This is a genomic window from Pseudomonas frederiksbergensis, assembly GCF_900105495.1.
GTDB classification, from domain to species: domain Bacteria; phylum Pseudomonadota; class Gammaproteobacteria; order Pseudomonadales; family Pseudomonadaceae; genus Aquipseudomonas; species Aquipseudomonas frederiksbergensis.
Genome location: NZ_FNTF01000002.1, coordinates 5,149,947 through 5,176,397 on the forward strand (window position 1 = coordinate 5,149,947; position 26,451 = coordinate 5,176,397).

Consider the following 26,451-nt stretch of genomic DNA (forward strand, 5'->3'; position numbering starts at 1 on the left):
ATCGCGAGCTTGTGCCGGGCAATTGGTTCCATCGAATCGATGTCGACCACGCAAAATGCAGGATGCACGATGGCCTTTCATGCAGATTGCACGAAACCGCAAAAACACCTAAAAACTAACCTATTGATATATAAGGATTTTTAAAAAATCAGGTGCTGGCACAATCACTGCAACTACCTCTGCATGCTTGCCATTCAAGAGCTAACGGAGCTGATAGACATGAACCTGATCCAAGAAAAATTTTCGTCCCTGTTCTCCAACTTCGAAGTGACCACCCAGCCACGTCCGGATGGTGGCATTTTGCTGACCTTGAGCAGCAGCGACGGCAAAGTCTTCAAGCGCTCGATTTCCTACCAGCAACTGCATGCAGGTGATCAGCTGTCCTGGGTGATCAGCGCCATTCGCCGTGACATCGCCGAACAGGCCAGCGAACTGCCACAGATTTCCATGCTGCAAAGCCAGCAGCGGTTCGCCCTGCCGACGTATCACTCGGCTTAAACCGTTCCGGGGCTGTAAGCTGTAACCAAACAGGCCGTGAGAGCTTTCGCTCCACGGCCTGTTTTGTTTCTGACGTTGCGCAATCCCTGCTTCTGATCTTCGATCCCTGATCTCAGCTCCTACAGGGCATCGCCTCAGTCTTCAAGACGCGGGAAACGACTGGCGATGTCTTCGCCGGTGAAATCGGCCACCCAGCCGTCAGGGTTGTTGAACAGGCGGATCGCGATGAAATGCGGATGCTCGCCCATGTCGAACCAATGCCGGGTGCCAGCCGGTACCGAGATCAGGTCGTTTTTCTCACAAAGCACCGCGTAGACGTAATCGCCGATGTGCAGGGAAAACAAGCCACGGCCGGCGACGAAAAATCGTACTTCGTCTTCGCCATGGCAATGTTCGTCGAGAAATTTGCCGCGCAATTCGGCTTTTTGCGGGTGATCGCTGCTCAGGCTGATGACATCGACGGTGATGTAACCACGTTCGGTCATCAGCTTGTCGATTTGTTCCTGATACGCGGCGATCACTTCTTCCTGACTGGCGCCTGGCTGGATTTTCGCCGCGGCTTGCCAGCGGTCGAAACGCACGCCCTGCTCGGCCAGGGTCGAAGCGATGTCTTCGACATGCGTCAGCACCTTGTTGGGCAAGTCAGGGCTTGAGACGTGGTAAACGGACAGGCTGCTCATTTGGCAACTCCTTAACGGTTCAGCTTTTTATGGTTCAAGAGTGAGCGCAGCTTCAACTCGCACTCGAACAAAAATTCAAAGGCCTCGATCTGCCGCAGCGCACGCGCAAGGCTCACGGTCTGTCCTCTTGCATGCGTGTGGCAATGATAACGGCTGCCGCGAAGGCTGCGAGGCTGGCAATACTAAAGGTCAATGCGGGGCCGAGGGCATTCCAGCTATAGCCGGAATACAACGCACCCAGTGCGCCGCCGGTGCCGGCCAGTGCGGCGTACAACGCCTGGCCCTGCCCTTGTTGGCGCGCGCCGAAGCTACGTTGCACGAACTGGATGGCTGCCGCGTGAAAGCTGCCGAAGGTCGCCGCGTGCAGCACCTGGGCAAACAACAGCACCCAAAGGAACTCCGCGAACGAACCGAGCAACAACCAACGCAACGCCGCCAGCAGAAAACTTGCCAGCAGCACCCGTCGCACGGAAAAGCGCGCGAGGATCTTGCTCATGGCCAGAAACATCAAGACTTCGGCGACCACACCGACCGCCCAGAGCATGCCGATCAGCCCACGGCTGTACCCGAGTCGCTCCAGGTGCAAGGTCAGGAAGGTGTAATAAGGACCGTGGCTCATTTGCATCAGCGCTACGCAACCGTAAAACGCCAACACCCCGGGACTGCGCAACTGCCTGAGAAAACCGTCCCCCGCCGGTCGTTCACCCTGAACCGGTTGAGCGTTGGGCACCCACAGGCTGCTCACCACGATCCCGGCCATGATCAGCACCAGCGTCAGCGGATAGATATCCAGGCTCAACCCCTCGAACAGCCGTCCGAGCGCGACCACGGCAATGATGAAACCGATGGAACCCCACAGGCGGATCTGACTGTAACGGTTAGTCTGGCCCTGCAAGTGCGCCAGAGTGATGACTTCGAATTGCGGCAACACCGCGTGCCAGAAAAACGCGTGCAAGGCCATGACCATCGCCAGCCAGGCGTAGGTCTTGCTGATGAAGATCAGCGAGAACGTCAGCAGCGTGCAGACCGCACCGAAGCGCACGATGGCCAGGCGTCGGCCGGTGTAATCACCGAGCCAGCCCCAGATATTCGGCGCCACGCAGCGCATCAGCATCGGGATCGCCACCAGCTCGCCGATGCGCGCACTGGAAAAGCCCAGGTGATCGAAGTACAGCGCCAGAAACGGCGCTGTCGAACCGAGCAAGGCGAAATAGAACAGATAGAAACTGGAGAGCCGCCAGTACGGGAGCGCCGTCACTGTCCTTAGACCGCAGCGGCTGTGAGGTCAGCCATTAAAGTTGACCCAGCACCGGCGTGCTCACGCGCACGTCCAGGTTCTGCCCACGGTGACGCAACAGGTGATCCATCAGCACGATGGCCATCATCGCTTCGGCGATCGGTGTGGCGCGGATGCCGACGCACGGGTCGTGGCGACCCTTGGTGATGACGTCCACCGGGTTGCCATGGATGTCGATGGAACGACCCGGCGTGGTGATGCTCGAGGTTGGCTTGAGCGCCAGGTGCGCGACGATCGGCTGACCCGACGAAATGCCACCTAAAATGCCGCCCGCGTTGTTGCTGAGGAAACCTTGCGGGGTCATTTCATCGCGGTGCTCGGTGCCGCGTTGGGCAACGCTGGCGAAACCGGCGCCGATTTCCACGCCTTTGACCGCGTTGATGCTCATCAGCGCGTGAGCGAGTTCGGCATCGAGACGGTCGAAGATTGGCTCGCCAAGGCCCGGCATTACCCCTTCGGCGACTACGGTGATCTTCGCGCCAACCGAATCCTGGTCGCGACGCAACTGGTCCATGTAGGCCTCCAGCTCCGGGACCTTGTCCGGATCAGGGCTGAAGAAGGCGTTCTCTTCCACCGAATCCCAGGTCTTGAACGGAATTTCGATCGGGCCGAGCTGGCTCATATAGCCACGAATGACGATGCCCTGAGTGGCCAGGTATTTTTTCGCAATCGCACCGGCCGCCACACGCATGGCCGTTTCACGGGCCGAGCTGCGACCGCCGCCACGGTAATCGCGCTCGCCATATTTGTGGTGATAGGTGTAGTCGGCGTGGGCCGGGCGGAACAGGTCCTTGATCGCCGAGTAATCCTTGGACTTCTGGTCGGTGTTGCGGATCAGCAGGCCGATGGCGCAACCGGTGGTGCGACCTTCGAACACGCCGGAGAGGATTTCGACTTCGTCGGCTTCCTGACGCTGGGTGGTGTGGCGGCTGGTGCCGGGTTTGCGGCGATCCAGGTCACGCTGCAGATCCTCCAGGGAGATCTCCAGGCCCGGCGGGCAGCCGTCGACAATGGCGACCAACGCCGGACCATGGCTTTCGCCCGCGGTGGTGACAGTGAACAGCTTGCCGTAGGTATTGCCGGACATGCAGGACGCTCCGTGAATTCGAACCAAATACGTAATGCGCGCCAGTATACGCAGGCTACCCAAGTAGTTCATCCTCGAACCTTATGGGTGCCTGCGAGTCCAACCGGCATCTTGTTCATGATGGCGTGATGATGCTGCGAGTTATAGCCTTGAGCCTTACCCTCTTTACCGGCTTTGTACAGGCCACTGTCCTGCAACGCCCGATCACGTTGGACACCGGCACCGGCGAGCTTTTCGGCTCGTTATTGCTGCCCAAGTCCGACACGCCGGTACCGGTTGTCCTGATCATTTCTGGCTCCGGTCCTACAGATCGTGACGGAAACAACCCCGACGGCGGACGCAACGACAGCCTCAAGCGTCTCGCTTGGGTGCTGGCCAAACACAACATCGCCAGCGTGCGTTATGACAAACGCGGCGTGGCGGCGAGCCTTGCGGCAACCCCGGATGAACGAAACCTGTCGGTTGAAGCCTACGTGGCTGACGCCGAAGCCTGGGGCCGGAAGCTCAAATCCGACCCGCGATTTGGCCAGTTGATCCTGCTGGGCCACAGCGAAGGCGCCTTGATCGCCAGCCTCGCGGCGCCGAGCCTGGATGCCGCCGCGGTCATTTCCATGTCCGGCAGCGCCCGGCCGATCGATCAGGTACTGCGCCAGCAATTGAGCAATCGCCTGCCGCCACCGCTGATGCTGCGCAGCAATGAACTGCTCGACAGCCTCAAGGCCGGCCGCACCGACGACAACGTGCCGCCGCAGTTGCAGGTGATTTTCCGCCCGAGCGTGCAACCGTATCTGATTTCATTGTTCCGCCAGGACCCGGCGGCAGCATTCGCCAAGTTGAAGATGCCGGCGCTGATCATCCAGGGCAGCAATGACATCCAGGTCGGTGTCGGTGACGCCAGGCTGTTGAAGGCGGCCAAACCGGACGCCGAACTGGCGCTGATCGAAGGCATGAACCACGTGATGCGCATCGTGCCCAACGATGTAAAACGGCAATTGGCCTCTTACAAGGATCCGCAATTGCCGCTGGCAGCGGAACTCGGCACGCGAATCCTCGGCTTTATTGACGGACTTCGCGCCAGTTAAGCGGGGTCAGGGGGCGTTCTCAACTAGTTTTCACGCCGCGTTGTCGCCTTAAAGCGGGCCAGGCAAGGCGCAGGCCGCTGGTAATGGTTGTTCCCTTTCCAAGGCCTGCAACGCAGCCTGGCCCGCTTTAAGGCACACCCCGAAGGGCCGGGCCTGCTGTTGTGCAGGGCTGCGTTGCTCGAAGCTTGTTTGGAATGACCAAACCACGCTTCTCGCGCCTTGCCCTGCACAACAGCAGACCCGGCGCGGCGTGAAAACTAGTTGAGAACGCCCCCTAGCCCTCCAGTCCTGAAAAAAACGGCCGATAAGCCTTTGTCGCCAGCGCTAAGACTGGCGACAAGCAGAGCTTGGACAGGATCTCGCCGTTATGACTGATACCCAGACTTCACCCGACACCACTGCTGAAAAAGACGCTCCACCAGTGGTCGAGCTGCCGTGGGCGGACGTCCACGCCGAGCACCACAAGATGCTCCGTCTGGCGCCATTGAAAACCGACCGCAATACCGGTGGACGGCCGCTGCGCTTTGTTGAATTCGGTTACGCCGAGCGCAACAACAAGGAACACAGCCTGATGCGCATGAGCATTGCGCTGCCCGGCCAGCGTGTGCGCAAGGAACAGAATCATCTGGACGTGTGGGTCGATCACGCCACCAAGCGTGTGCATTTTGGGCCTGACAGCGGTTTGCAGATCGAACCGATGAACCGTGGCATCGGTCGCTTCATGGCCGCTCAGGGCATTACCTGGGCGAAAAAGAGATGGCCCGGCTACACGGTCGACGGCACCGACCTGAACAATAAGGATGCGCTGAACGAAGACACTCGCCTGCGCCGCGATCACTTTTTGCGGATGCACGGTTTCGACGTGATCTACGCCGACGCCCAGCATTTGAAAGGCAGCGTCAAAGTAGTGCAGGTCGGCGACCTGTTGAGTGACTGGAGTACGGAAAAACTGCAGGTCGTGGAAATTCTCGAGGCGGCGCAGATGCTCCAGCAAGCCGAGCAAAATCTGGCCGAGCAGGAAGTCAAACTGAAGAAACACGAAGAAAAAGTCAGCAAGTACAAGCGCGAAGACGCCGGACTGCGCTTTACCATTACCTGCCTGGTGGCGTTTGCGGTGTTTCAGGCGGGGTTGTTGATCTGGATTGCCACGCACCGCTGACTGATCGTTCCCACGCTCCGCGTGGGAATGCAGCCCGGGACGCTCCGCGTCCCAAAGCGGACGCAGAGCGTCCATTGAGGCATTCCCACGCAGAGCGTGGGAACGATCATTACGGGTTAAACGCGGGAAGCAAACAGCGCCTGATGGTTGCGGCACTGTTCCGCCGTCAGCATGAACACGCCATGCCCACCGCGCTCGAAATCAAGCCAGGCGAAATCGACTTCCGGGTACAGCGCCGAGACGTGAACCTGGCTGTTGCCCACTTCGACAATCAACAAGCCTTTCTCGGTCAGGTGATCCGCCGCTTCGGCGAGCATGCGACGCACCAGGTTCAAACCGTCATCACCGCAGGCCAGGCCGAGCTCCGGTTCGTGCTGGTATTCGTCCGGCATGTCGGCGAAATCTTCCGCATCGACGTAAGGCGGGTTCGACACGATCAGGTCGAAACGCTGACCCGGCAAACCATCGAAACCATCACCCTGAACCGTGTACACCCGCTCATCGACGCCATGACGCTCGATGTTCTGGTTGGCCACTTCCAGTGCTTCGAACGACAGGTCGGCCAGCACCACTTCGGCGTTCTGGAACTCGTAGGCACAGGCGATACCGATGCAGCCGGAACCGGTGCACAGGTCGAGAATCCGCGCAGGTTCGGCGCCCAGCCATGGTTCAAAACGTTTTTCGATCAGCTCGCCAATCGGCGAACGCGGGATCAATACGCGCTCATCGACAATGAACGACATGCCGCAAAACCACGCTTCACCCAACAGGTAGGCGGTAGGAATGCGTTCTTCGATACGGCGCTTGAGCAAGCGTTGCAGCTTGACCAGCTCGTCTTCTTCGAGACTGCAGTCGAGGTAGCTGTCGGCGATTTCCCACGGCAAGTGCAAGGCACCCAACACCAACTGACGCGCTTCGTCCCAGGCGTTGTCGGTCCCATGGCCGAAAAACAGATCCTCCCCATGGAAGCGGCTGACGGCCCAACGGATATGGTCACGCAGGGTACGAAGTCGGGAAGTGATCACGGGGCAAACTCCAAAAAAAACGACTGGCGATTCTAACAGCCAAAACGCATCTCGACGACGCGGGAAAACTACCGAGGCGAATGTAGGACTATTCTGTTTTTTCAGCTGGCTATTGAACAAAACGAGCCTATTGACAAGGCTGCGAGCCAGCAAAGACGGCGCCTACGATGGTAGCGATTCACAGAAGCGCTCAGCCAGAGGACAATGTCGCAAAAGCCCCACTCGAAGGAGCCCCAGAATGTCCGTTCCAAAAACGATGTTTCAACTCAGCGGCCGCGGTTACGCGGCAGCCGTTCTGAGTCATGCGACCCTTGTCATCATCGATGCCCAGAAAGAATACCTCAGCGGCCCATTGGCCTTGAGCGGTATGGATGCTGCCGTCGCGAACATCAAGCAACTGGTGGCCGCTGCCCGTGCAGCTGGCCGGCCGATCGTGCATGTCCATCACCTCGGCACCGTCGGGGGGCTGTTCGATCCACAAGGTGAGCGCGGTGAATTCATCCCGGGCCTGGAACCACAGGGCGACGAAACCGTCATCGGTAAATTGCTGCCGAGTGCGTTCCACGGCACCGAACTGCTGGAGCGCCTGCAGAACCTCGGCTCGCTGGACCTGATCGTATGCGGTTTCATGAGCCACTCCAGTGTCAGCACCACGGTGCGCGCCGCGAAGAACCTGGGCTTTCGTTGCACGCTGGTAGAAGACGCCTGCGCGACCCGCGACCTGCCTTACAAGGGCGGCGTCCTGAGCGCAGCCCACGTTCAGCAGACGGAAATGGCGATCATGGCGGACAACTTCGCCACCCTCGCACAGACTCACGAACTGATCTGATCGACGCTCGATGAGCGGTGCATGTCGCCGCTCATCCGCAAAAGCCTATCATTTGCTGTAATTGTCTTAGCCTCAGGAACATCCCGGTCAACTCCCGGTCGAAGGGCCGATACCCATTGAGGAAGGTCGGAATGAAGTTATCCGATGGTTTTGACGCTCGCCGCTTGCGGCCCAAAGGCCAACGCAACTGGCGTTTTCGAATCGGCGCGGCATTTGCTGCCGTGCTGTCGATGAGCGGCGTATTGATGGCGATGGCAGGCGCCGCCAGCCTGCTCGGCCATGCCCCCGCCCTCGGCGAGTTGAACACCAACCGGGTCGGGTCGGCAGTGATTCTGGCGATTGGCCTGTTCGTGCTGTACCTCGGCGTGTGGCTGTGGCGCCGCTGCCGTCGCCGCGCGCGGCAGTCGCAAGCGTTGAACATCTCCCCGCATTTGATGAAAAAGCACGACTGAGCCGAGTGCTGTGCGTTTTCTCGCGCCCCATTCGTCTCGAGTTGGGTAAACTGGCCGCCCTTCGCGGAGGCTGACATGCAAGACGACGATTTTTCCCTGTTCAAAAGCGCGATCCAAGGCGTCAAGCCGATCAAACACGATCGCGCCGAAACCGGCAAACCCAAAGCTGACCGCGCGCAAATCGCCAAGTTGCGTCAGGCCGCCACTGTGCGCACCGACGCCACCACCGTTGACGGGCTGTCCGATCAGTTCGTTATCGATGTTGGCCCGGAAGACGAGCTGATGTGGGCGCGTGACGGCGTTCAGGAAAGCCAGATGCGCAAGCTCAAGATCGGCCAGATCCCTTTCGAAGGCAGCCTCGACCTCCATGGCATGAGCGTGGAAAAGGCCCGGGAAACCCTCTGGGCGTTTCTGGCCGAAGCGACCAAATTCGAAATCCGCTGCGTGCGCGTCACCCACGGCAAGGCTGTGCGTCTGGACGGCAAGCGACCGATGATCAAAAGCCACGTCAACACCTGGTTGCGCCAGCATTCACAAGTGCTCGGTTTCACCTCGTGCCAAGCTAAACACGGCGGCGCCGGAGCAGTTTATGTGATGCTCAAACGGACCATGATGGAAGGTCGAGACGAGTAAAGCGGTCGCCTTGTAAATGTACTCATATCACCCAGGACGGGAACATCCATAGCACGTTGTAGAGATAACGATTTGCAATGATATAGGAGCCCCCGTAATACTCCGCAGATGGAATTCAAAGAACGACTCAAAGCAGCCCGCCAATACGCCAAGCTCAATCAGACCGAGCTTGCCGCGCGCGCAGGCCTGACGCAAACCTCAATCTCCGATCTTGAGCGCGGGAAATCGAAGGCAACAGCCTTCGCTGCCCAGATCGCTTCAGCGTGTGGCGTTTCACCGATGTGGCTGGCTGAAGGTGTCGGGGACATGCTCAAAGGGCTGTCCGATGCGGTTCCGCTGAATCGCCCTGCTCCAAACGTTGCAATGTCAGACATTCAGCCTTGGGACGACAGCACGCCCCTGGATGACGACGAGGTTTATGTCCCCTTCCTGCGTGAAGTTGAGCTGGCGGCCGGTTCAGGCCGTTTCGTGATCGCGGAAAACGACAGCGCCAGGCTGCGTTTCTTCAAGAAAGACCTGCGTCATAACAACGTGCAGTTCAATCATGCCAAGTGCGTAATGGTGAGCGGAAACAGCATGATCCCGGTACTGCGCGACGGCGCTACCGTGGGCTTGAACGTCGCAAAGAACTCGCTCGGCGATATCGTCGATGGCGAGATGTACGCGATCAATCACAACGGTCAGTTGCGCGTGAAACAAGTCTACCGACTACCCAGCGGGATCCGCCTGCGCAGCTTCAACCGTGACGAGCATCCGGACGAGGACTACACCTTCGCCGAGATCCAGGAGCAGCAGATTGCGATTCTGGGTCATGTCTTCTGGTGGGCGATGTATTCACGGTGAACCAAGTTGCAGTGGCTCGGGAACGTGCCATGACGTTCGACGCCCTCCAAGAGTAGCCCGCCAAGCGCGGGCTTTTTTTGCATCTTGGATATAGGCGCCGAATAAAATATAGGAATACCCATTGACACGAAATACGGGAATACCCATATTTATATCCAGGCCAACGGAAATCGATCGGAAGCTGCCAGGCATCACTTCTGCCCATTTACTGAGTGGGCAGAAGGATGCAGGCCTGCATCAAACGCAAGGCTCACCAGAGCAAAAACGACATCAATGGACTGAGGCAAAAACCATGACTGTAGACATCAGCAACTTCACCATCGCTACCCCGCTTCCTATCTCCGACACCAACCCGATTGCGCTTGAGCTCATCGGCTGGCGCGCACTGATCGAATGCCCCGACGTCATCTCAATGCTTGACGATGGTTCGGTGCAGATGACGGCGCCGACACTTGGAGCCTCGAGCAAAAGCACGCTACGAACCCGCTGCGAGTGGAAAGAGCCAGGTTACTGGCTGTTCTCCAGCGCAGCGGACCACTGGAACCGCCAGGAAATGCGACTGACCAAAGTCAACTCGCTGCAGAAAGTCGTGATCGGCCAGATTCATGTGAAGGGTTCAGAACGACCTCCGGTAAAGGTGTTCTGGAACAAAGGAAAAATCACCATGGGGTTCCGGTCAAGCTACCTCCAGGACGATCCGGTCAACTCGACGGTTTTGGAGAACGTGCCGCTCGGTGCACTTTTCAAAATCAACATTCACGCCAACTCGAGCGGCGCCGTCTCTGTATCGGCTAGCTGTAACGGCGTTAAATCCACTTCCGCGATCATGCGCCTCGACAACACCTGGGACACGAAAACACTCGCCTTCCACGGTGGCGTGTACAACCAGATCGATTACTCCGACACCACCGACCCGCTAGACGGTTCTATCTGCATCATCAGCGACCTGTCGATCACTCACGTCTGATACGACCTGCTTCGGCCTGATGAGTCATGACAGGCTTCAGGAAAGCATCACTGCTGCACCTTGGCGACAGGGTGTAGCGGGATGCGGATAAAATCCGCCTGGCCAGTGGAACCGACAAACACTTCCGCGCCGCACTGGCCGAAATGTCGCTTCGCGCCCGTCGGCATACAACTGCCGGCACACATACGCTACCATGTGCCTCATGTCGGGGATGAACCCTGCGTTTATTGCCACTCAGCTCGGTCATGGCGTTCAGATGTTGCTATCGACCTCCGCCCGATGGATCAACTCCAGCATCGACTGGTGTGAACTCGGGACGCTTGAAAAGAGCTTGATTGGTACACAATTGGTACAGACAGAAACAGTACCCCTCTGAAACCCTTATGGAATCAGCCTCTGTGACACTGGAACAGAACTACACCGCGATTCTCGGCCAATTGGGCGAGGACGCCTCCCGCGAGGGCCTGCTCGACACGCCAAAACGTGCCGCCAAAGCCATGCAGTACCTCTGCCGCGGTTATGCACAGACACTGGAAGAGGTCACCAACGGTGCCTTGTTCAGCTCCGACAACAGCGAAATGGTGCTGGTGAAGGACATCGAGCTCTATTCGTTGTGCGAACATCACCTGCTGCCGTTTATCGGCAAGGCTCACGTCGCCTACATCCCGAGCGGCAAGGTATTGGGCCTGTCGAAAGTCGCGCGGATCGTCGACATGTACGCACGCCGCCTGCAGATCCAGGAAAATCTCAGCCGCCAGATCGCCGATGCGGTCCAGCAAGTCACCGGCGCCCTGGGCGTTGCAGTGGTGATCGAGGCCAAGCACATGTGCATGATGATGCGCGGTGTGGAGAAACAGAATTCGACGATGATCACGTCGGTGATGCTGGGTGAGTTCCGCGAAAACGCGGCCACCCGTAGCGAGTTTCTCAGCCTGATCAAGTAATTCGCAGCAGAAGAAAACCGGCATTCATCAGACTGTGTGAAAACCTAGCAATCTGTTGGCCGGTTGAAGAAAATGCTCGTATCGCAAGATACGGGCATTTTTCTTATGCGCTATATCCAAGGTGAAAACCGCTCCCAGAGCGCGCTTTTTCCACTCTCGCTGGACGAGCTCATTCCTGACGACCATCTGGTACGGGTGATCGAAGCCTACATTGCTCTTCTGGACTTCGAGCATTTGGGCTTTGATAAAGCCAGACCCAAGGCCACTGGGCGTCCTTCGTACGATCCCGCCGACCTGCTCAAACTCTATCTGTACGGCTATTTTCAGCGCATTCGTTCGTCGCGGCGACTGGAGGCGGAGTGTCGGCGCAATGTGGAGGTCATGTGGTTGTTGGGCCGACTGGCACCTGACTTCAAAACCATTGCTGATTTTCGGCGCGACAACAGCGCCGCGTTCACCGCAACCTGTCGTGCCTTCGTTCGATTCTGCCGCCAGGCTGGTCTGATTGCCGGAGAGTTGGTGGCCATCGACGGCAGCAAGTTTCAGGCGGTCGCTTCCAGCCGCAAACACCTGACAACAAAAAAACTCGAGCACCGGGAAGCGGCGCTCGACAAGAAGATTGCGCGTTACCTGGCACAACTCGATGAAGCGGATCGCGACGAAGAAGGAGAGTCGATCGACCGCTCAGCGGTACAGAAAGCGCTAGCCGAGTTGCAGGTAAAAAAGGCCAATAACCAGACCTGCCAAGTGCTGATGCAAGCTCAAGGTCTGACTCAACACGTTGTTGGCGAGTCCGATGCGCAAAAAATGCGAACGGCCTCCGTCCCGCTGGTGGCTTACAACGTTCAAAGTGTTGTGGATGCGAAGCACTGCCTGATTTTGCACCACGAAGTCACTCAGGAAGGCACCGATAACCGCCAACTCGAACCGATGGCCAAGGCCGCTAAAGATGAGCTGCAGCAAACAAAACTCTGCGTCACAGCGGATGCAGGTTACTCCAATGGCGCCCAGTTCCAGGCGTGCGAGGACGCGGCGATCACCGCTTTTGTTCCACCGAACAGGGCCAACAACCCTACCAGTGGTGAGGAGCAGTACTTTGACCGGACAGACTTCAGCTACGACAAAGATACTGATCAATATCAGTGCCCCGCTGGCAAACCACTGACACTTAAACAGCTGAACAAAGGCGATCGAATCTACCAGGCGGCAATCAGCGACTGCGGGAAATGTCCGCTGAAAAGCCGCTGCACCAAGGCTCAGCGTCGCTATCTGATGCGCCATGCCCATGAAGCGGCGTTTGAGCGAATGGAACAGCGAATGAAGGCCCATCCCGAGATGATGGTCAATCGCCGATCCATCGTCGAACATCCCTTCGGCAACCTAAAGCACTGGATCTTCGGAAATGGCCGGTTTTTGCTGCGCCAGTTGAAGGGGACTCGCGCAGAAATGGCGCTAGCGGTACAGGCCTACAACTTGAAAAGGGCTATCCAGGTGCTGGGAGCACAAAAGCTGATAGCGCTGATGGGCTGAGAGGCCCTTTATTTTTTTTTCCGGTAAAGCAAATGCCCCGACAAGTCGGGGCATCTGCTTTACGCCGCCGCAAACTACGTTTTCACACAGTCTGATTCATCGCCGGTTTTTTTTCGCCTGCGAAAATCAGGTAAGCTGCGCGCCTTCTGTTTGCCCCTGTGAGGCTTATACCGTGTTCGTTAAAGCGCTTCGTGTCGGCCTTGGCCAACTGATCATCTTCATCGACTTCATCACCCGCCCAAGCAAAAAGCAGCGCCCTGCCGAGGTTCAGGCTCAGGTCAACACGGCTGCCAAGGACCTGACCCTGTATCAGTTCCACGCCTGCCCGTTCTGCGTGAAAACCCGCCGCACCCTGCGCCGCTTGAACGTGCCGGTGGCGTTGCGCGACGCGAAGAACAACGAACAGGATCGCCAGACCCTGCTGGAACAGGGCGGCAAGATCAAGGTTCCATGTCTGCGCATCGAAGAGAACGGCCAGACCACCTGGATGTACGAGTCCAAGGTGATCATCGATTATCTGGACAAGCGGTTCGCCGCAGCCTGATGGTTTTGTGCTGTTCTGAGTGACGCCTTCGCGAGCAAGCCCAGCCCACTCCCACATTAGAATGCGATCAACTGTGGGAGCGGCGGTGCGGCGATCCGACTTGCTCGCGAAGAGGCCGGCACAGTCACCACAAAACTCCAGACAAAAAATAAACCGGCCCTTGCGCCGGTTTATTCGTTTCTACCCTCCCCCTCGAGCCGCTTTTCCCGCCGGCCCTGACTCAGCAGCCTGCCAGCCACGTGAATCCTTCGTCCATCCAGCGCACCTCTGCGGCGATATATCCCTATTGCCAAACTTTTCGTCTACAAAATCAAAAACATTATTTGCTTTATTTGTATACAAAAGCATAATCCACTTCGTGCGAGTTCCTGACCAAGCGGTCAACAAATTCGCAAGTACCTCAAAGGGTCGCTGCCACCCTCATGGGTCCGGCCCTGGAAATAACAATAAAACTCTTGAGGAGTACTCGCTGTGGAAAGCCGCAAATCCGAAGCCCCGACGCTGGAACTCTCGCCGCCAATACGCAATGGCTGGCTGGAGCGCATCTTCAAACTCAGCTTGCATGGCACCACGGTGAAGACCGAGCTGATTGCCGGTCTGACAACCTTCATCACCATGGCCTACATCATCTTCGTCAACCCCAACATCATGGCCGATGCCGGGATCGATCACGGTGCCGCGTTCGTCGCCACCTGCATCGCCGCCGCGCTGGGTTGCCTGTTGATGGGCCTGTACGCCAACTGGCCGGTCGGGCTCGCGCCGGGCATGGGCCTCAACGCCTTCTTCACTTACACCGTGGTCGGCACCATGGGTTACAACTGGGAAACCGCCCTTGGCGCGGTGTTTGTTTCCGGTGTGTTGTTCATGTTTCTGACTTTTTCGCGGATCCGCGAATGGCTGCTCAATAGCATCCCGGTGAGTTTGCGCTTTGCCATGGGTGCCGGCGTGGGCTTGTTCCTGGGGCTGATAGGCTTGAAAACCGCGGGCATCGTGGTTGATAGCCCGGCTACCCTGATCAAACTCGGCTCCCTGCGCGAACCTGGCCCGCTGCTGGCCGCCATCTGCTTCCTGATGATCGCCGTACTCAGCTACCACAAAGTGTTTGGCGCGATTCTCATCAGCATCATCACCGTCACCCTGGCGGGTTGGGGCCTGGGCCTGGTGCACTACGAGGGCATCATGTCCGCCCCGCCGAGCCTGGCACCGACCTGGATGGCCATGGACGTCGCCGGTGTATTCAATATCAGCATGATCAGCGTGGTGCTGGCCTTCCTCTTTGTGCACATGTTCGACACCGCCGGCACCCTGATGGGCGTCGCCCAGCGCGCCGGTTTGGTAAACGCTGACGGCAAGATCGAAAACCTTTCCCGCGCCCTCAAGGCCGACAGTGCTTCCAGTGTATTCGGTGCGGTGGTCGGTGTTCCGCCAGTCACCAGCTACGTGGAAAGTGCCGCGGGTGTCGCCGCGGGTGGTCGGACTGGTCTTACCGCTGTGACCGTAGGTGTGCTATTTATTGCCGCAATGTTTTTCGCACCGCTGGCTGGCATGATCCCCGCTTACGCCACCGCCGGTGCGCTGATTTATGTGGCGATGCTGATGATGGGCGGCATGGCGCATATCGAATGGGACGAGGCGACCGACAGCATTCCGGCGATCGTTACCGCGATCATGATGCCCCTGACCTTCTCGGTCGCCGACGGCATCGCGCTGGGCTTTATCACTTACGTGGTGCTGAAGGCTTTCACCGGTAAACACAAGGAAATTTCCGTCAGTCTGTGGGTGCTCTGCGCGATTTTCATCGCCAAGTTCGTTTTCTTGTAAGCCGTCTACGTTTCGAAAACAGTGTTTCAAAACAGCCTCACCCCGTCGGGTGAGGCTTTTGTGCAAATGGAGGAAAGTGATGAGTCTGGAAACCTGGCTGCTGTTCAGCGGCGCTGCGCTGGTGGTGATCCTGATCCCGGGGCCACTGTCTTTGCTGATGATCAGCAACAGTCTGAATTACGGTTTGCGCCGTTCTTACCCGGCGTTTCTGGGGGGCGTGATTGCGTCGATCTGCTTGCTCAGTGCGTCGGCGCTGGGTTTAGGCGCCTTGCTGTTGGCATCGGAACAGTTGTTCAGCGCGCTGAAGGTCGTCGGGGCGCTGTACCTGTTCTACCTGGCCTGGCAGAGCTGGCAGCAATCGCGTCTGCCCTCCCACGGCGCTGAAGTGCCCCAGGCTGCCCCAGTGCCACGCTTTCGCGCACTGTTCGGGCGCGCGTTCATGTTGGGCGCCAGCAACCCGAAAGACATCCTGTTCTTCGCCGCTTTCCTCCCGCAGTTCCTCAGTGCCGAGCAGCCATTCCTGCCGCAGTTGCTGGTGATGATTGTGACCTGGACCGTGCTGGATCTGCTGTGCAAATTGGCTTATGGGCTGGGTGCCCATGGTGCGGCGCGGTATTTGCGCAGCGGCAAGGGGCAGAGTTGGTTTAACCGGGTGAGTGCCGGGTTGTTCAGTGGTGCGGGCGCGGCATCCTTGTTGAGCCGCTAACGTCAAAAGCATCGCTAGCAGGCTAGCTCCCATATTGGATTTGCGGCGTTCACACATCCCTGTGGGAGCTAGCCTGCTAGCGATTACGTCGGCACGGACAGCACATTTCTCCAGGCAAAAAAAAAGCCCGCAGTGTGAGCGGGCGAAAGACCAAAGAAGCTTTATGCGCAGATTCTTGGGGGAGTCTAGCTTCCTCTGTAGGTCGAATAGCTATAAGGCGAAATCAGCAACGGCACATGGTAGTGATCCTGTTCCGCAGAGATGCCAAAACGCAGCACCACCACATCCAGGAACGCCGGTTCTGGCAGTTGAACGCCACGGGCGCGGTAGTAATCGCCCGCATGAAACTGAACCTGATAGACCCCGGACCGGTAGTCATCGCCTTGCAGTAGCGGTGCATCGACCCGACCGTCGCTGTTGGTTATCGCAGTGGCGACCAATTCCAGCTGCGAACCTTCAACGCGGTACAACTCGACCTTGATCGAGCTGCCCGGGCAACCATGTGCAGCGTCTAAAACGTGAGTAGTCAAACGTCCCATTGATTCTGCGCGCCTGCCTGCGTGGAGCAGTCAGACCTCGCGCCTCCCGAAGTCAGTTGAAAAGGAGACCGCACCGATTCGGAGCACGAAACGCTGCGGCGAGCGACTGATTAAGACACTTTTCAAAAAAATTGTACACAATAAAAACAACATATTTACCGCCATCGCCGTCATACAGGAATTGCCGCTGAATCTGTCGCTGAGCCATAGAGCCAAAGGACCTTTCATCTATTAGCTGACCAGTCAGGCAGGTTTCTTGCAATAACATGTGTAGATGACAATCAATGAAAAATGCAAAAAAACAGGCTTACAAAGTGGATATAAAGTTGTATACAATCAGCCCATCGCTGTGACGCCAGCCTTGCAACTCATCGCCAGGCCGCGCACACAAACTGTTACCACGAATAAGAAGGAAGACTGCAGTGAGCGCTGACTACCCACGCGACCTGATCGGTTACGGCAGTAACCCTCCTCACCCACACTGGCCGGGCAATGCCCGCATCGCCTTGTCCTTCGTGCTCAATTACGAAGAAGGCGGCGAGCGCAACATCCTGCACGGCGATAAAGAATCCGAAGCCTTCCTTTCAGAAATGGTCTCGGCGCAGCCGCTGCAAGGCGCGCGCAACATGAGCATGGAATCCCTTTACGAGTATGGCAGCCGTGCCGGCGTCTGGCGGGTTCTGAAACTGTTCAAGGAATTCGACATTCCGCTGACCATCTTCGCCGTGGCCATGGCCGCCCAGCGTCACCCGGACGTGATCCGCGCGATGGTCGATGCCGGCCACGAAATCTGCAGCCACGGCTATCGCTGGATCGACTACCAATACATGGACGAAGCGCAAGAACGCGAGCACATGCTCGAAGCGATCCGCGTCCTCACCGAAATCACCGGCGAGCGCCCACTGGGCTGGTACACCGGCCGCACGGGCCCGAACACCCGTCGACTGGTGATGGAGGAAGGCGGTTTCCTCTACGACTGCGACACCTACGACGACGACCTGCCCTACTGGGAACCGAACAACCCGACCGGCAAGCCGCACCTGGTGATCCCGTACACGCTGGACACCAACGACATGCGCTTCACCCAGGTCCAGGGATTCAACAAGGGCGACGATTTCTTCGAATACCTGAAAGACGCGTTCGACGTGCTGTACGCCGAAGGTGCCGAAGCACCGAAGATGTTGTCGATCGGCCTGCACTGCCGGCTGATCGGCCGCCCGGCGCGTCTGGCCTCGCTCAAACGCTTTATCGAATACGCTAAAAGTCATGAACAGGTGTGGTTCAGCCGTCGCGTCGACATCGCTCGCCACTGGCACGAAACCCACCCGTATCAAGGGGCCGCGAAATGAGCCACTTCCAAACCCTGAAGCCCTCGACCCTGAGCCGCGACGCGTTTGTCGCGGCCTTCGCCGACATCTACGAACATTCGCCATGGGTGGCCGAGAAGGCCTTCGACCTGGGCCAGGACGCTTCGATCGACCAGATCGAAACCCTGCACCAGCGCATGAGCGACATCCTGTTGAGCGCCGATCACGAAAGCCAATTGGCCCTGATCAACGCTCACCCGGACCTGGCCGGCAAAGCTGCCGTCCAGGGCCAACTAACCGAAGCCAGCACCAATGAACAGGCTGGCGCCGGTATTCACCAATGCACGGCCGAAGAGTTTCAACGCTTCACCGAGCTGAACGACGCCTACAAGGCCAAGTTCAAGTTTCCCTTCATCATGGCGGTAAAAGGCAGCAACCGGCATCAGATCCTCGCGGCGTTCGAAACGCGCATTCACAACCCGGAAGACACCGAGTTCAAGTGCGCGCTGGCGGAGATCAACAAGATCGCCCTGTTCCGATTACTGACCCTATAGCGAACTTGGCCCGAGTGTTAAAAAACGCGGAAAACGCCCAGGGCCCTGCGAGCATCCCAAGCCAACTAATTAAAGGCAGACAAGAAGAATGAAAGCTTACGCCGTACCTTTCGAGAAGTTCGTCAACCTGGCCGACGCCCGTCTGGGCACCAAAATCATCTCGGTCACCGATGACTGGTTCGCTGATGCCAACCGCCTGTTCCAGCCGACCCCGGCTGTGTGGAAGGAGGGCGTGTTCGATGACAACGGCAAGTGGATGGACGGCTGGGAGTCGCGCCGCAAGCGCTTCGAAGGCTACGACAGCGCGGTGATCCGCCTGGGCGTTCCGGGTTCGATCAAGGGCGTGGACATCGACACTTCATTCTTCACCGGCAACTTCCCGCCGTCGGCCTCGCTGGAAGCCTGCTTCCTCGCTTCGGGCGAGCCGGACGAAAACACCCAGTGGACTGAAGTGCTGTCCGCCGTCGAGCTGCAAGGCAACAGCCACCACTACCACGAAATCAGCAATGACAAGGCGTTCAGCCACCTGCGCTTCAACATCTACCCGGATGGTGGCGTGGCCCGTCTGCGTGTTTACGGTATTCCGTTCCGCGACTGGTCCGCTGTGGGCGACAACGAGCAAGTTGACCTGGCAGCAGCCCTGAACGGTGGCCGCGCCCTCGCCTGCTCCGACGAACACTTCGGGCGCATGAGCAACATCCTCAACCCGGGCCGCGGCATCAACATGGGCGACGGCTGGGAAACTGCACGTCGTCGCACGCCGGGCAATGACTGGGTGATCGTCGCACTGGGCCATGCCGGCGAGATCGAGAAAGTCATCGTCGACACCCTGCACTTCAAGGGCAACTACCCGGACACGTGCTCGATCCAGGGCGCGTTCGTGAAGGGCGGCACCGACAGCCAGATCGAAACCCAATCGCTGTTCTGGCGCGAATTGCTGCCGGCGCAGAAACTGGAAATGCACGCCGAACACACCTTCGCCGAACAGATCAAGGCGCTGGGGCCGATCACCCACATCCGCCTGAACGTGTTCCCGGATGGCGGTGTTAGCCGCCTGCGGGTTTTGGGCAAGGTCGCTAAATAAGCCGTAATGATCGTTCCCACGCTCCGCGTGGGAATGCATCAATGGACGCTCTGCGTCCGCTTTGGATGTGACGCGGAGCGTCACGGGCTGCATTCCCACGCAGAGCGTGGGAACGATCAACAGAACTCAACGAAAAGAAGACCAGCATGCGCACATTGACGATTGAACCGCTGACCAAAGAAGCCTTCGCCCCTTTCGGTGACGTGATCGAAACCGACGGCAGCGATCACTTCATGATCAACAACGGTTCGACCATGCGCTTTCACAAACTGGCGACGGTGGAAACCGCCACGCCAGAGGACAAGGCGATCATCAGCATTTTCCGCGCCGACGCGCAGGACATGCCGCTGACCGTCAGCATGCTGGAGCGTCACCCGCTGGGCAGCCAGGCCTTCATTCCGCTGCTCGGCAACCCCTTTCTGATCGTGGTCGCGCCACTTGGCGATGAACCTGTATCAGGCTTGGTCCGCGCCTTCGTCACCAACGGCAGGCAGGGCATTAATTACCATCGCGGCGTTTGGCACCATCCGGTGCTGACGATCGAAAAGCGGGATGACTTCCTGGTGGTTGATCGCAGTGGCACAGGCAACAACTGCGATGAGCATTTTTTCAAAGAGGATGAGCGTTTGATCCTTGCCCCCCACCAATAAGAGAAGGTCTGATCACTCGACAACAGAGTGACAGGCGAGAGGTAAAGACTGTGGAAGCACATCTGTTGGAATGGCTGAACCTGAGCGTGCGCTGGGTTCACATGATTACTGGCGTGGCCTGGATCGGTGCGTCGTTCTATTTCGTCTGGCTGGAAAACAACCTCAATCGGGTCAACCCGAAAAACGGTCTGGCGGGCGATTTGTGGGCGATCCATGGCGGCGGTATCTACCACCTGGAAAAATACAAACTGGCTCCACCGACCATGCCGGACAACCTGCACTGGTTCAAATGGGAAGCCTATTTCACTTGGCTGTCGGGGGTCGCGCTGCTGTGCGTGGTGTTCTACTCCAACCCGACGCTGTACCTGCTGGCACCGGGCAGCAGCCTGACCGGCCCTGAAGGGGTCGCTCTGGGCATTGCCTCGTTGTTCGTCGGCTGGTTCGTCTACTCCTTCCTCTGCGACTCGGCCCTGGGCAAACGTCCTGCCCTGCTTGGCTTTATCCTGTTCGTGCTGATCATTGGCGCCGCTTACGGCTTCAGCAAAGTGTTCAGCGGTCGTGGTGCGTACCTGCACGTCGGCGCGATCATCGGCACCATCATGGTCGGCAACGTGTTCCGCATCATCATGCCGGCCCAGCGCGCACTGGTTGCCGCGATTGCCGAAAACCGCACGCCGGATCCGGCGCTGCCGGCCAAAGGCTTGCTGCGTTCGCGTCACAACAACTACTTCACCTTGCCGGTGCTGTTCATCATGATCAGTAACCACTTCCCGAGCACCTACGGCAGCCAATACAACTGGCTGATCCTGGCCGGGATCGCGGTGCTGGCGGTGTTGGTGCGTCACTACTTCAACACCCGTCATGACAGCCACAAATTTGCCTGGACCCTGCCCGCCGCGGCAGTGGGCATGATTTGCCTGGCTTACGTGACTGGCCCGGCGCAGATGTCCAGCGCACCTGAAGTGGCCAAGGCGCCTGGCACCATCGAGTACCAGCCGTTGCCGGAAACTGCCCTCGGTGGTGGCGTGAAACCTGAAGCGGCGAAACCTGCTGCACCTGCCGCTGCACCGGCTCAGGCGTCCAACGCCGGCCCCGGTTTCGACAAGGTGCACAGCGTGATTCAGGAACGTTGCACGGTTTGCCATTCTGCCAAACCGACCAGTCCGCTGTTCAGTGCTGCACCGGCCGGCGTGATGCTCGACACCCCCGAGCAGATCCGCCAGAACGCGGCGCGCATCCAGGCGCAAGCCGTCACCAGCCAGATCATGCCACTGGGCAACATCACCCAGATGACCCAGCAGGAACGTGACCTGATCGGTGCCTGGATTGTGCAGGGGGCCCCCACCAACTAAGCAACACAAAAGCCTGTAACAAGCGGGCTTTTGTGGCGAGGGAGCTTGCTCCCTCGCCACAGGTCCCCTGATACAAACATCACAAGAATAAAAAAGATCCGAGGTGTTGCATGTCCGAGCTAACCAAAGCCCGCATCCCCGACGCACCCGCCATTCAGCGTTTGCCCCTTTTGCAACTGATCCTGGTCGGCCTGCAACACGTTCTGTTGATGTACGGCGGAGCCATCGCGGTGCCGCTGATCATCGGACAGGCCGCTGGCCTGAGTCGTGAAGAAATCGCCTTCCTGATCAATGCCGACCTGCTGGTAGCCGGGATCGCGACCATCGTGCAGTCCCTGGGCATCGGCCCCATGGGCATTCGCATGCCGGTGATGATGGGCGCCAGTTTCGCCGCAGTGGGCAGCATGGTCGCCATGGCCGGCATGCCTGGCATCGGTCTGCAAGGGATCTTCGGCGCGACCATCGCCGCCGGATTCTTCGGCATGATCATCGCGCCGTTCATGTCCAAAGTCGTACGCTTCTTCCCGCCGCTGGTGACCGGTACGGTCATCACCTCGATCGGTTTGTCGCTGTTTCCCGTGGCCGTGAACTGGGCCGGCGGTGGTGCCGGTGCCGCACAATTCGGCTCGCCGATTTACCTGGCCATCGCCGCGCTGGTACTGGCCACCATTCTGCTGGTCCACCGCTTCATGCGCGGTTTCTGGGTCAACATTTCCGTGCTGATCGGCATGTGCCTGGGTTACGTGCTCTGCGGCCTGATTGGCATGGTCGACCTGAGCGGCATGGCCCAGGCGCCGTGGCTGCAATTCGTGACCCCGCTGCATTTCGGCATGCCGAAGTTCGAACTCGCGCCGATCCTGTCCATGTGCCTGGTGGTGGTGATCATCTTCGTCGAGTCCACCGGGATGTTCCTGGCGCTGGGCAAAATTACCGGCCAGGACGTTTGCCCACGGATGCTGCGCCGCGGTTTGTTGTGTGATGCCGGCGCTTCGTTCTTCGCCGGTTTCTTCAACACCTTCACCCATTCCTCTTTCGCGCAGAACATCGGCCTGGTGCAGATGACTGGCGTGCGTTGCCGCTCGGTGACCATCGTCGCCGGCGGTTTGCTGGTGATGTTGAGTCTGTTGCCGAAAGCGGCGTTTCTGGTGGCCTCGATTCCACCCGCCGTACTGGGCGGTGCGGCCATTGCGATGTTCGGCATGGTCGCCGCCACTGGCATCAAGATTCTTCAGGAAGCCGACATCGGCGACCGTCGCAACCAGTTGCTGGTGGCGGTGAGCATCGGTATGGGATTGATTCCGGTGGTCCGTCCGGAATTCTTCGCTCACCTTCCGCTGTGGATGAGCCCGATCACCCACAGCGGCATCGCCATGGCCACGCTCAGTGCGCTGTCGCTGAACCTGCTGTTCAACATCCTCGGCGGCGCCGAACGCGCGGCCATCAACGACTGCCACGCGCACCCGCACTGATCCACCAACGCCACAAGCCCCCTGTGGGAGCGAGCCTGCTCGCGATAGCGATATCACATTCAACATCGATGTTGACTGAACCGACGCCATCGCGAGCAGGCTCGCTCCCACAGTGGAAACTCCTGCGCCTTGAAAAATAAAAACAAGAGGGAGCAACAGATGATTCGGACACAGACAAACATGCTGTTAGGCGGTGGTCTATTGGCCGCCAGTCAGGCCATGGCCGGCGATCTGCTGCTGTGGCAGACCAACAGCCTGAGCTATCTGTATGGCAAGGATTTCGCGGTCAACCCGTCGATCCAGCAGACGATAACCTTTGAGCACGCCGACCGCTGGAAGTACGGCGACAACTTCCTGTTCGTCGACAGCACTTACTACAACGGCGAGAAAGACCGCAACAAAGGCGTTCACGCCTACTACGGCGAGTTCAGTCCACGCCTGTCTTTCGGCAAAATCCTCGACCGCCGTTTCGAGTTCGGCCCGATCAAGGACGTGTTGCTGGCCATGACCTACGAGAATGGCGAAGACGACACCGAGGCCTATCTGATCGGCCCCGGTTTCGACCTCGCGGTGCCGGGCTTCAATTTTTTCACCTTGAACTTCTACTATCGCCAGACCGAAGGCTCGCGTCCCGGCGACGATGTCTGGCAAATCACGCCGGCCTGGTCCTACACCCTGCCATTGGGCAACTCGAACCTGCTGATCGACGGCTACATCGACTGGGTCGTCGATAACGACCAGAACTCACAGGGCACCTACCACGCCAACCTGCACGTGAACCCACAGATCAAATATGACCTGGGGAAAGCCCTGGGCTGGCGAGAGAAACAGGTGTACGTCGGCGCCGAATACAGCTACTGGAAAGACAAATACGGCATCGAAAACAGCACCCGCTTCGACACCAATGAAAACACCACCAGCCTGCTGGTGAAGGTGCACTTCTAAATGATCCGCAACGGTGCTCCAAACCTGTCGTCGGTGCGCTGTTGCGGGGCACTTGAGACCTGGCCAAGGAGTCAGTATTCTCCGCGGCCGCCCGAATCTGGTCTAAAAAAAAGCCCGGATTTAATTCCTGACCAGAAAGCCAACTTATCCCGGCCCTGGACGGTACCAAGGCACTCCAAAAACACTCTCAATCGACTGCTCTTGAGCCGCCGAGCGGGAGTTTTTTGGCTTTTCAAAAGCCTTGGCTCAGCTCTTGCTAACAGCACTGAAGCTGACCGATTGGATGATTTTTTACAGCGACAGAAAAAGGCGCCACACCAGAGCGCCGACCTTAGAAAAATAACGTGGAACACCTACTTTTTGGGAGCAACCGAATGAAACGTACGTGCACTAGCCTGATGCTGGCGGGATCTTTGCTGGCCGGGGGGCAGGCCATGGCCGGCGACTTGCTGCAATGGCAGAACAACAGCTTGACCTACCTGTATGGCAAGGACTTCCAGGTCAACCCGCGCATTCAGCAGACCGTGACCTTCGAACACGCCGATGGCTGGAAATACGGCGACAACTTCGTGTTCGTCGACAAGATTTTCTACAACGGCAAGGAAGATTCCTTCGCCGGTGAGAACACTTACTACGGTGAAATCAGCCCGCGCCTGTCGTTCGGCAAGATCTTCGATCAGAAACTCGAGTTCGGCCCGATCAAGGACGTGTTGCTGGCCATGACGTACGAGTTTGGTGAAGACGATACCGAGTCCTACCTGATCGGTCCTGCTTTTGACCTGGCCATCCCCGGCTTTGATTACTTCCAGCTGAACTTCTACAACCGTCATACCGAAGGCGACCGCCCGGGGGACAATATCTGGCAGGTCACACCGGTCTGGTCCTACACCATCCCGGTGGGCGATTCGAACATCCTGGTCGATGGTTTCATGGACTGGGTGGTCGACAACGACGTCAACAAAAAAGGCGAATACCACGCCAACCTGCACTTCAATCCACAGGTCAAATACGACCTGGGCAAGGCGCTGAACCTGGGCGAGAAGCAGTTGTACGTGGGTGTCGAGTATGACTACTGGAAAAACAAGTACGGCATCGAAGACAGCCAGGGTTTCAAGACCGATCAGAGCGTGACCAGTTTCCTGGTCAAGGTGCACTTCTGATTCGGCGGCGTCTGTAAGGACGCCATCGCGAGCAGGCTCGCTCCCACATTGGAATGCATTTCAACTGTGGGAACGAGCCTGCTCGCGAATGGCCGCAACACAAAAAATCTCAAGCCGAAACCACAGGCTCCGCCAACCCGAGAAACCGACACAACTCCCCGCGCTTGGCCAACGCATCCCGCCGCCCCAAATCAATCAATTCGCTGCAATACCCCGCCTCGAACAGCAGATAACTCAGCACCCCCGCCCCGCTCGTCTTGGTCGCCCCCGGCCCGCGCAGAAACAGACGCAGCGCCGCCGGCAACTCCTGCCGATGCCGCGCCGCAATCTCATCGATCGGCTGACTCGGCGAAATCACCAGCACATCTATCGGCGCCACACCCAGCGCACGCGTAGGCGTGCCATCGGGCAGCAGATGACTGAACTGATTGAGCCGCTGCAGCAACTCGATGTCACTTTCCAGGCTGTCAATGAACGTGCTGTTGAGCATGTGCCCACCGATTTGTGCCAGGCTCGGTTGCTGGCCGGTGTAGGCGCGTTGCAGCGGTTGTTCCGGGTCGACGCCGCGGGGGTTGCCGCTGACGCCCACCACCAGCACTCGGCTGGCGCCCAGGTGCAGCGCCGGGCTGATCGGTGCCGATTGGCGTACCGCGCCGTCGCCGAAATACTCTTCACCGATTTTCACAGGCGCAAACAACAGCGGAATGGCCGAACTGGCCAGCAAGTGATCGACCGTCAATTGCGTGGGAACGCCGATCCGCCGATGGCGCAACCAGGCATCGATGGTGCCGCCGCCCTGATAAAAGGTCACGGCCTGACCGGACTCGTAGCCGAACGCGGTCACCGCAACCGCCTGCAACTGCTTCTGTGCAATGGCCTCGGCAATCCCGCTCATCTGCAGTTTGTCGTCGAGCAGCCCACGCAGCGGCGAACTGTTGAGCAAAGCCACCGGCACCTGAGCGCCAATCCCGAGCAAACTGTGGCTGACAAAACGGCTGGCCTGGTGGATCACGCCCGGCCAGTCGCTGCGCAGCACCAGATGACTGCGAAAGCCCTGCCAGAAGGCTGTCAAACGTTGAATCGCACCCCGAAAATCCATCGCCCCACTGGCGAGGCTGACCGCGTTGATTGCGCCGGCCGAAGTGCCGACGATCACCGGAAAAGGATTGCTCGCCCCCACCGGCAACAGCTCGGCAATCGCCGCCAGCACACCGACCTGATAAGCCGCCCGAGCCCCGCCGCCGGAAAGAATCAACCCTGTTACCGGTTCAGCAGGACTCATCGCAACACTCCA

27 protein-coding genes are annotated in these 26,451 nt (G+C 58.5%); 21 read left to right on the plus strand and 6 right to left on the minus strand.

The genetic code is table 11. The features are described 5' to 3' along the window. Window positions 1-219 precede the first annotated feature (219 nt). Window positions 220-498, plus strand: coding sequence for a DUF3509 domain-containing protein (locus tag BLW70_RS24135; RefSeq protein ID WP_074878273.1), 279 nt, complete (start codon window positions 220-222; stop codon window positions 496-498). A 134-nt stretch (window positions 499-632) separates the two neighbouring features. Here BLW70_RS24135 and BLW70_RS24140 read toward each other — a convergent pair whose 3' ends face one another. The 3 genes from BLW70_RS24140 to aroC form a co-directional block, all read right to left on the minus strand. After that, window positions 633-1,178: a 1,2-dihydroxy-3-keto-5-methylthiopentene dioxygenase gene (locus tag BLW70_RS24140; protein WP_074878274.1), complete on the minus strand. Its 546-nt coding sequence runs from the start codon at window positions 1,176-1,178 to the stop codon at window positions 633-635. 112 nt (window positions 1,179-1,290) lie between these two features. Continuing rightward, window positions 1,291-2,436 (minus strand): MFS transporter, encoded by a 1,146-nt coding sequence (locus tag BLW70_RS24145; RefSeq protein ID WP_074878276.1) that lies wholly within the window; start codon window positions 2,434-2,436, stop codon window positions 1,291-1,293. A gap of 34 nt (window positions 2,437-2,470) precedes the next feature. Then, window positions 2,471-3,562 carry a chorismate synthase gene (gene aroC, locus BLW70_RS24150; RefSeq protein WP_074878277.1) on the minus strand — a complete coding sequence of 364 codons (1,092 nt, stop codon included), beginning with the start codon at window positions 3,560-3,562 and terminating at the stop codon, window positions 2,471-2,473. Between the two features lie 83 nt (window positions 3,563-3,645). On the opposite strand from aroC, the gene BLW70_RS24155 reads away from it, so the two are divergent. Both BLW70_RS24155 and BLW70_RS24165 read left to right on the plus strand, forming a co-directional pair. Further along, entirely contained in the window at window positions 3,646-4,644 is a 999-nt protein-coding gene (locus BLW70_RS24155; protein ID WP_074878279.1) for an alpha/beta hydrolase, read from the plus strand. 367 nt (window positions 4,645-5,011) lie between these two features. Next, the gene (locus BLW70_RS24165) at window positions 5,012-5,803 is read left to right on the plus strand and encodes a hypothetical protein (RefSeq protein WP_074878281.1); all 792 of its coding nucleotides are present in this window, start codon (window positions 5,012-5,014) and stop codon (window positions 5,801-5,803) included. 116 nt (window positions 5,804-5,919) lie between these two features. Here the strand turns inward: BLW70_RS24165 and prmB are convergent, their stop codons facing one another. Beyond that, complete coding sequence (gene prmB, locus BLW70_RS24170; protein WP_074878283.1) at window positions 5,920-6,828, minus strand: 50S ribosomal protein L3 N(5)-glutamine methyltransferase; 909 nt, start codon at window positions 6,826-6,828, stop codon at window positions 5,920-5,922. Between the two features lie 238 nt (window positions 6,829-7,066). Here prmB and BLW70_RS24175 point away from each other — a divergent pair, with 238 nt between their 5' ends. From BLW70_RS24175 to BLW70_RS24225, 10 genes are all read left to right on the plus strand, one after another. Continuing rightward, window positions 7,067-7,657 carry a cysteine hydrolase family protein gene (locus BLW70_RS24175; RefSeq protein ID WP_074878285.1) on the plus strand — a complete coding sequence of 197 codons (591 nt, stop codon included), beginning with the start codon at window positions 7,067-7,069 and terminating at the stop codon, window positions 7,655-7,657. Window positions 7,658-7,788: 131 nt separating this feature from the next. Beyond that, window positions 7,789-8,109, plus strand: a complete 321-nt coding sequence (locus BLW70_RS24180; RefSeq protein WP_074878287.1) for a hypothetical protein — start codon at window positions 7,789-7,791, stop codon at window positions 8,107-8,109. Window positions 8,110-8,184: 75 nt separating this feature from the next. Continuing rightward, window positions 8,185-8,742 (plus strand): Smr/MutS family protein, encoded by a 558-nt coding sequence (locus tag BLW70_RS24185; protein ID WP_008146127.1) that lies wholly within the window; start codon window positions 8,185-8,187, stop codon window positions 8,740-8,742. Window positions 8,743-8,850: 108 nt separating this feature from the next. Continuing rightward, on the plus strand, window positions 8,851-9,585 hold the full coding sequence (locus BLW70_RS24190; protein ID WP_074878289.1) for an XRE family transcriptional regulator: 735 nt from the start codon (window positions 8,851-8,853) through the stop codon (window positions 9,583-9,585). A gap of 292 nt (window positions 9,586-9,877) precedes the next feature. After that, the gene (locus BLW70_RS24195; protein ID WP_074878291.1) at window positions 9,878-10,552 is read left to right on the plus strand and encodes a polysaccharide lyase family 7 protein; all 675 of its coding nucleotides are present in this window, start codon (window positions 9,878-9,880) and stop codon (window positions 10,550-10,552) included. A 398-nt stretch (window positions 10,553-10,950) separates the two neighbouring features. Beyond that, entirely contained in the window at window positions 10,951-11,496 is a 546-nt protein-coding gene (gene folE, locus BLW70_RS24205; RefSeq protein WP_207250594.1) for a GTP cyclohydrolase I FolE, read from the plus strand. 105 nt (window positions 11,497-11,601) lie between these two features. Then, window positions 11,602-13,026 carry an IS1182 family transposase gene (locus BLW70_RS24210; RefSeq protein ID WP_074873932.1) on the plus strand — a complete coding sequence of 475 codons (1,425 nt, stop codon included), beginning with the start codon at window positions 11,602-11,604 and terminating at the stop codon, window positions 13,024-13,026. Between the two features lie 172 nt (window positions 13,027-13,198). Beyond that, entirely contained in the window at window positions 13,199-13,570 is a 372-nt protein-coding gene (locus BLW70_RS24215) for a glutathione S-transferase N-terminal domain-containing protein (protein WP_074878295.1), read from the plus strand. A gap of 471 nt (window positions 13,571-14,041) precedes the next feature. Then, window positions 14,042-15,391, plus strand: coding sequence for an NCS2 family permease (locus BLW70_RS24220; protein WP_074878297.1), 1,350 nt, complete (start codon window positions 14,042-14,044; stop codon window positions 15,389-15,391). A gap of 79 nt (window positions 15,392-15,470) precedes the next feature. Further along, on the plus strand, window positions 15,471-16,097 hold the full coding sequence (locus BLW70_RS24225) for a LysE family translocator (protein ID WP_074878299.1): 627 nt from the start codon (window positions 15,471-15,473) through the stop codon (window positions 16,095-16,097). Window positions 16,098-16,282: 185 nt separating this feature from the next. On the opposite strand, the gene uraH is transcribed toward BLW70_RS24225, so the two are convergent. Then, window positions 16,283-16,636 (minus strand): hydroxyisourate hydrolase, encoded by a 354-nt coding sequence (uraH, locus tag BLW70_RS24230; RefSeq protein WP_008146146.1) that lies wholly within the window; start codon window positions 16,634-16,636, stop codon window positions 16,283-16,285. A gap of 422 nt (window positions 16,637-17,058) precedes the next feature. Between uraH and puuE the strand changes: the two genes are divergently transcribed. From puuE to BLW70_RS24275, 8 genes are all read left to right on the plus strand, one after another. Continuing rightward, window positions 17,059-17,985 (plus strand): allantoinase PuuE, encoded by a 927-nt coding sequence (puuE, locus tag BLW70_RS24240; RefSeq protein ID WP_008146148.1) that lies wholly within the window; start codon window positions 17,059-17,061, stop codon window positions 17,983-17,985. Further along, on the plus strand, window positions 17,982-18,497 hold the full coding sequence (uraD, locus tag BLW70_RS24245; RefSeq protein ID WP_074878303.1) for a 2-oxo-4-hydroxy-4-carboxy-5-ureidoimidazoline decarboxylase: 516 nt from the start codon (window positions 17,982-17,984) through the stop codon (window positions 18,495-18,497). Before puuE ends, uraD begins: the two co-directional genes overlap by 4 nt. Before the next feature lie 88 nt (window positions 18,498-18,585). Beyond that, window positions 18,586-19,581, plus strand: a complete 996-nt coding sequence (gene alc / locus BLW70_RS24250; RefSeq protein WP_074878305.1) for an allantoicase — start codon at window positions 18,586-18,588, stop codon at window positions 19,579-19,581. Between the two features lie 146 nt (window positions 19,582-19,727). Further along, window positions 19,728-20,231: an ureidoglycolate lyase gene (locus tag BLW70_RS24255; protein ID WP_007988150.1), complete on the plus strand. Its 504-nt coding sequence runs from the start codon at window positions 19,728-19,730 to the stop codon at window positions 20,229-20,231. Between the two features lie 50 nt (window positions 20,232-20,281). Continuing rightward, window positions 20,282-21,583: a urate hydroxylase PuuD gene (locus tag BLW70_RS24260; RefSeq protein WP_074878307.1), complete on the plus strand. Its 1,302-nt coding sequence runs from the start codon at window positions 20,282-20,284 to the stop codon at window positions 21,581-21,583. 110 nt (window positions 21,584-21,693) lie between these two features. Next, window positions 21,694-23,052 (plus strand): nucleobase:cation symporter-2 family protein, encoded by a 1,359-nt coding sequence (locus tag BLW70_RS24265; RefSeq protein WP_074878309.1) that lies wholly within the window; start codon window positions 21,694-21,696, stop codon window positions 23,050-23,052. A 159-nt stretch (window positions 23,053-23,211) separates the two neighbouring features. Continuing rightward, complete coding sequence (locus tag BLW70_RS24270; protein WP_074878310.1) at window positions 23,212-23,997, plus strand: outer membrane protein OmpK; 786 nt, start codon at window positions 23,212-23,214, stop codon at window positions 23,995-23,997. A 374-nt stretch (window positions 23,998-24,371) separates the two neighbouring features. Next, window positions 24,372-25,157, plus strand: coding sequence for an outer membrane protein OmpK (locus BLW70_RS24275; RefSeq protein ID WP_074878312.1), 786 nt, complete (start codon window positions 24,372-24,374; stop codon window positions 25,155-25,157). Window positions 25,158-25,266: 109 nt separating this feature from the next. Here the strand turns inward: BLW70_RS24275 and BLW70_RS24280 are convergent, their stop codons facing one another. Then, window positions 25,267-26,439 carry a patatin-like phospholipase family protein gene (locus BLW70_RS24280; protein WP_074878314.1) on the minus strand — a complete coding sequence of 391 codons (1,173 nt, stop codon included), beginning with the start codon at window positions 26,437-26,439 and terminating at the stop codon, window positions 25,267-25,269. Window positions 26,440-26,451: the final 12 nt, after the last annotated feature.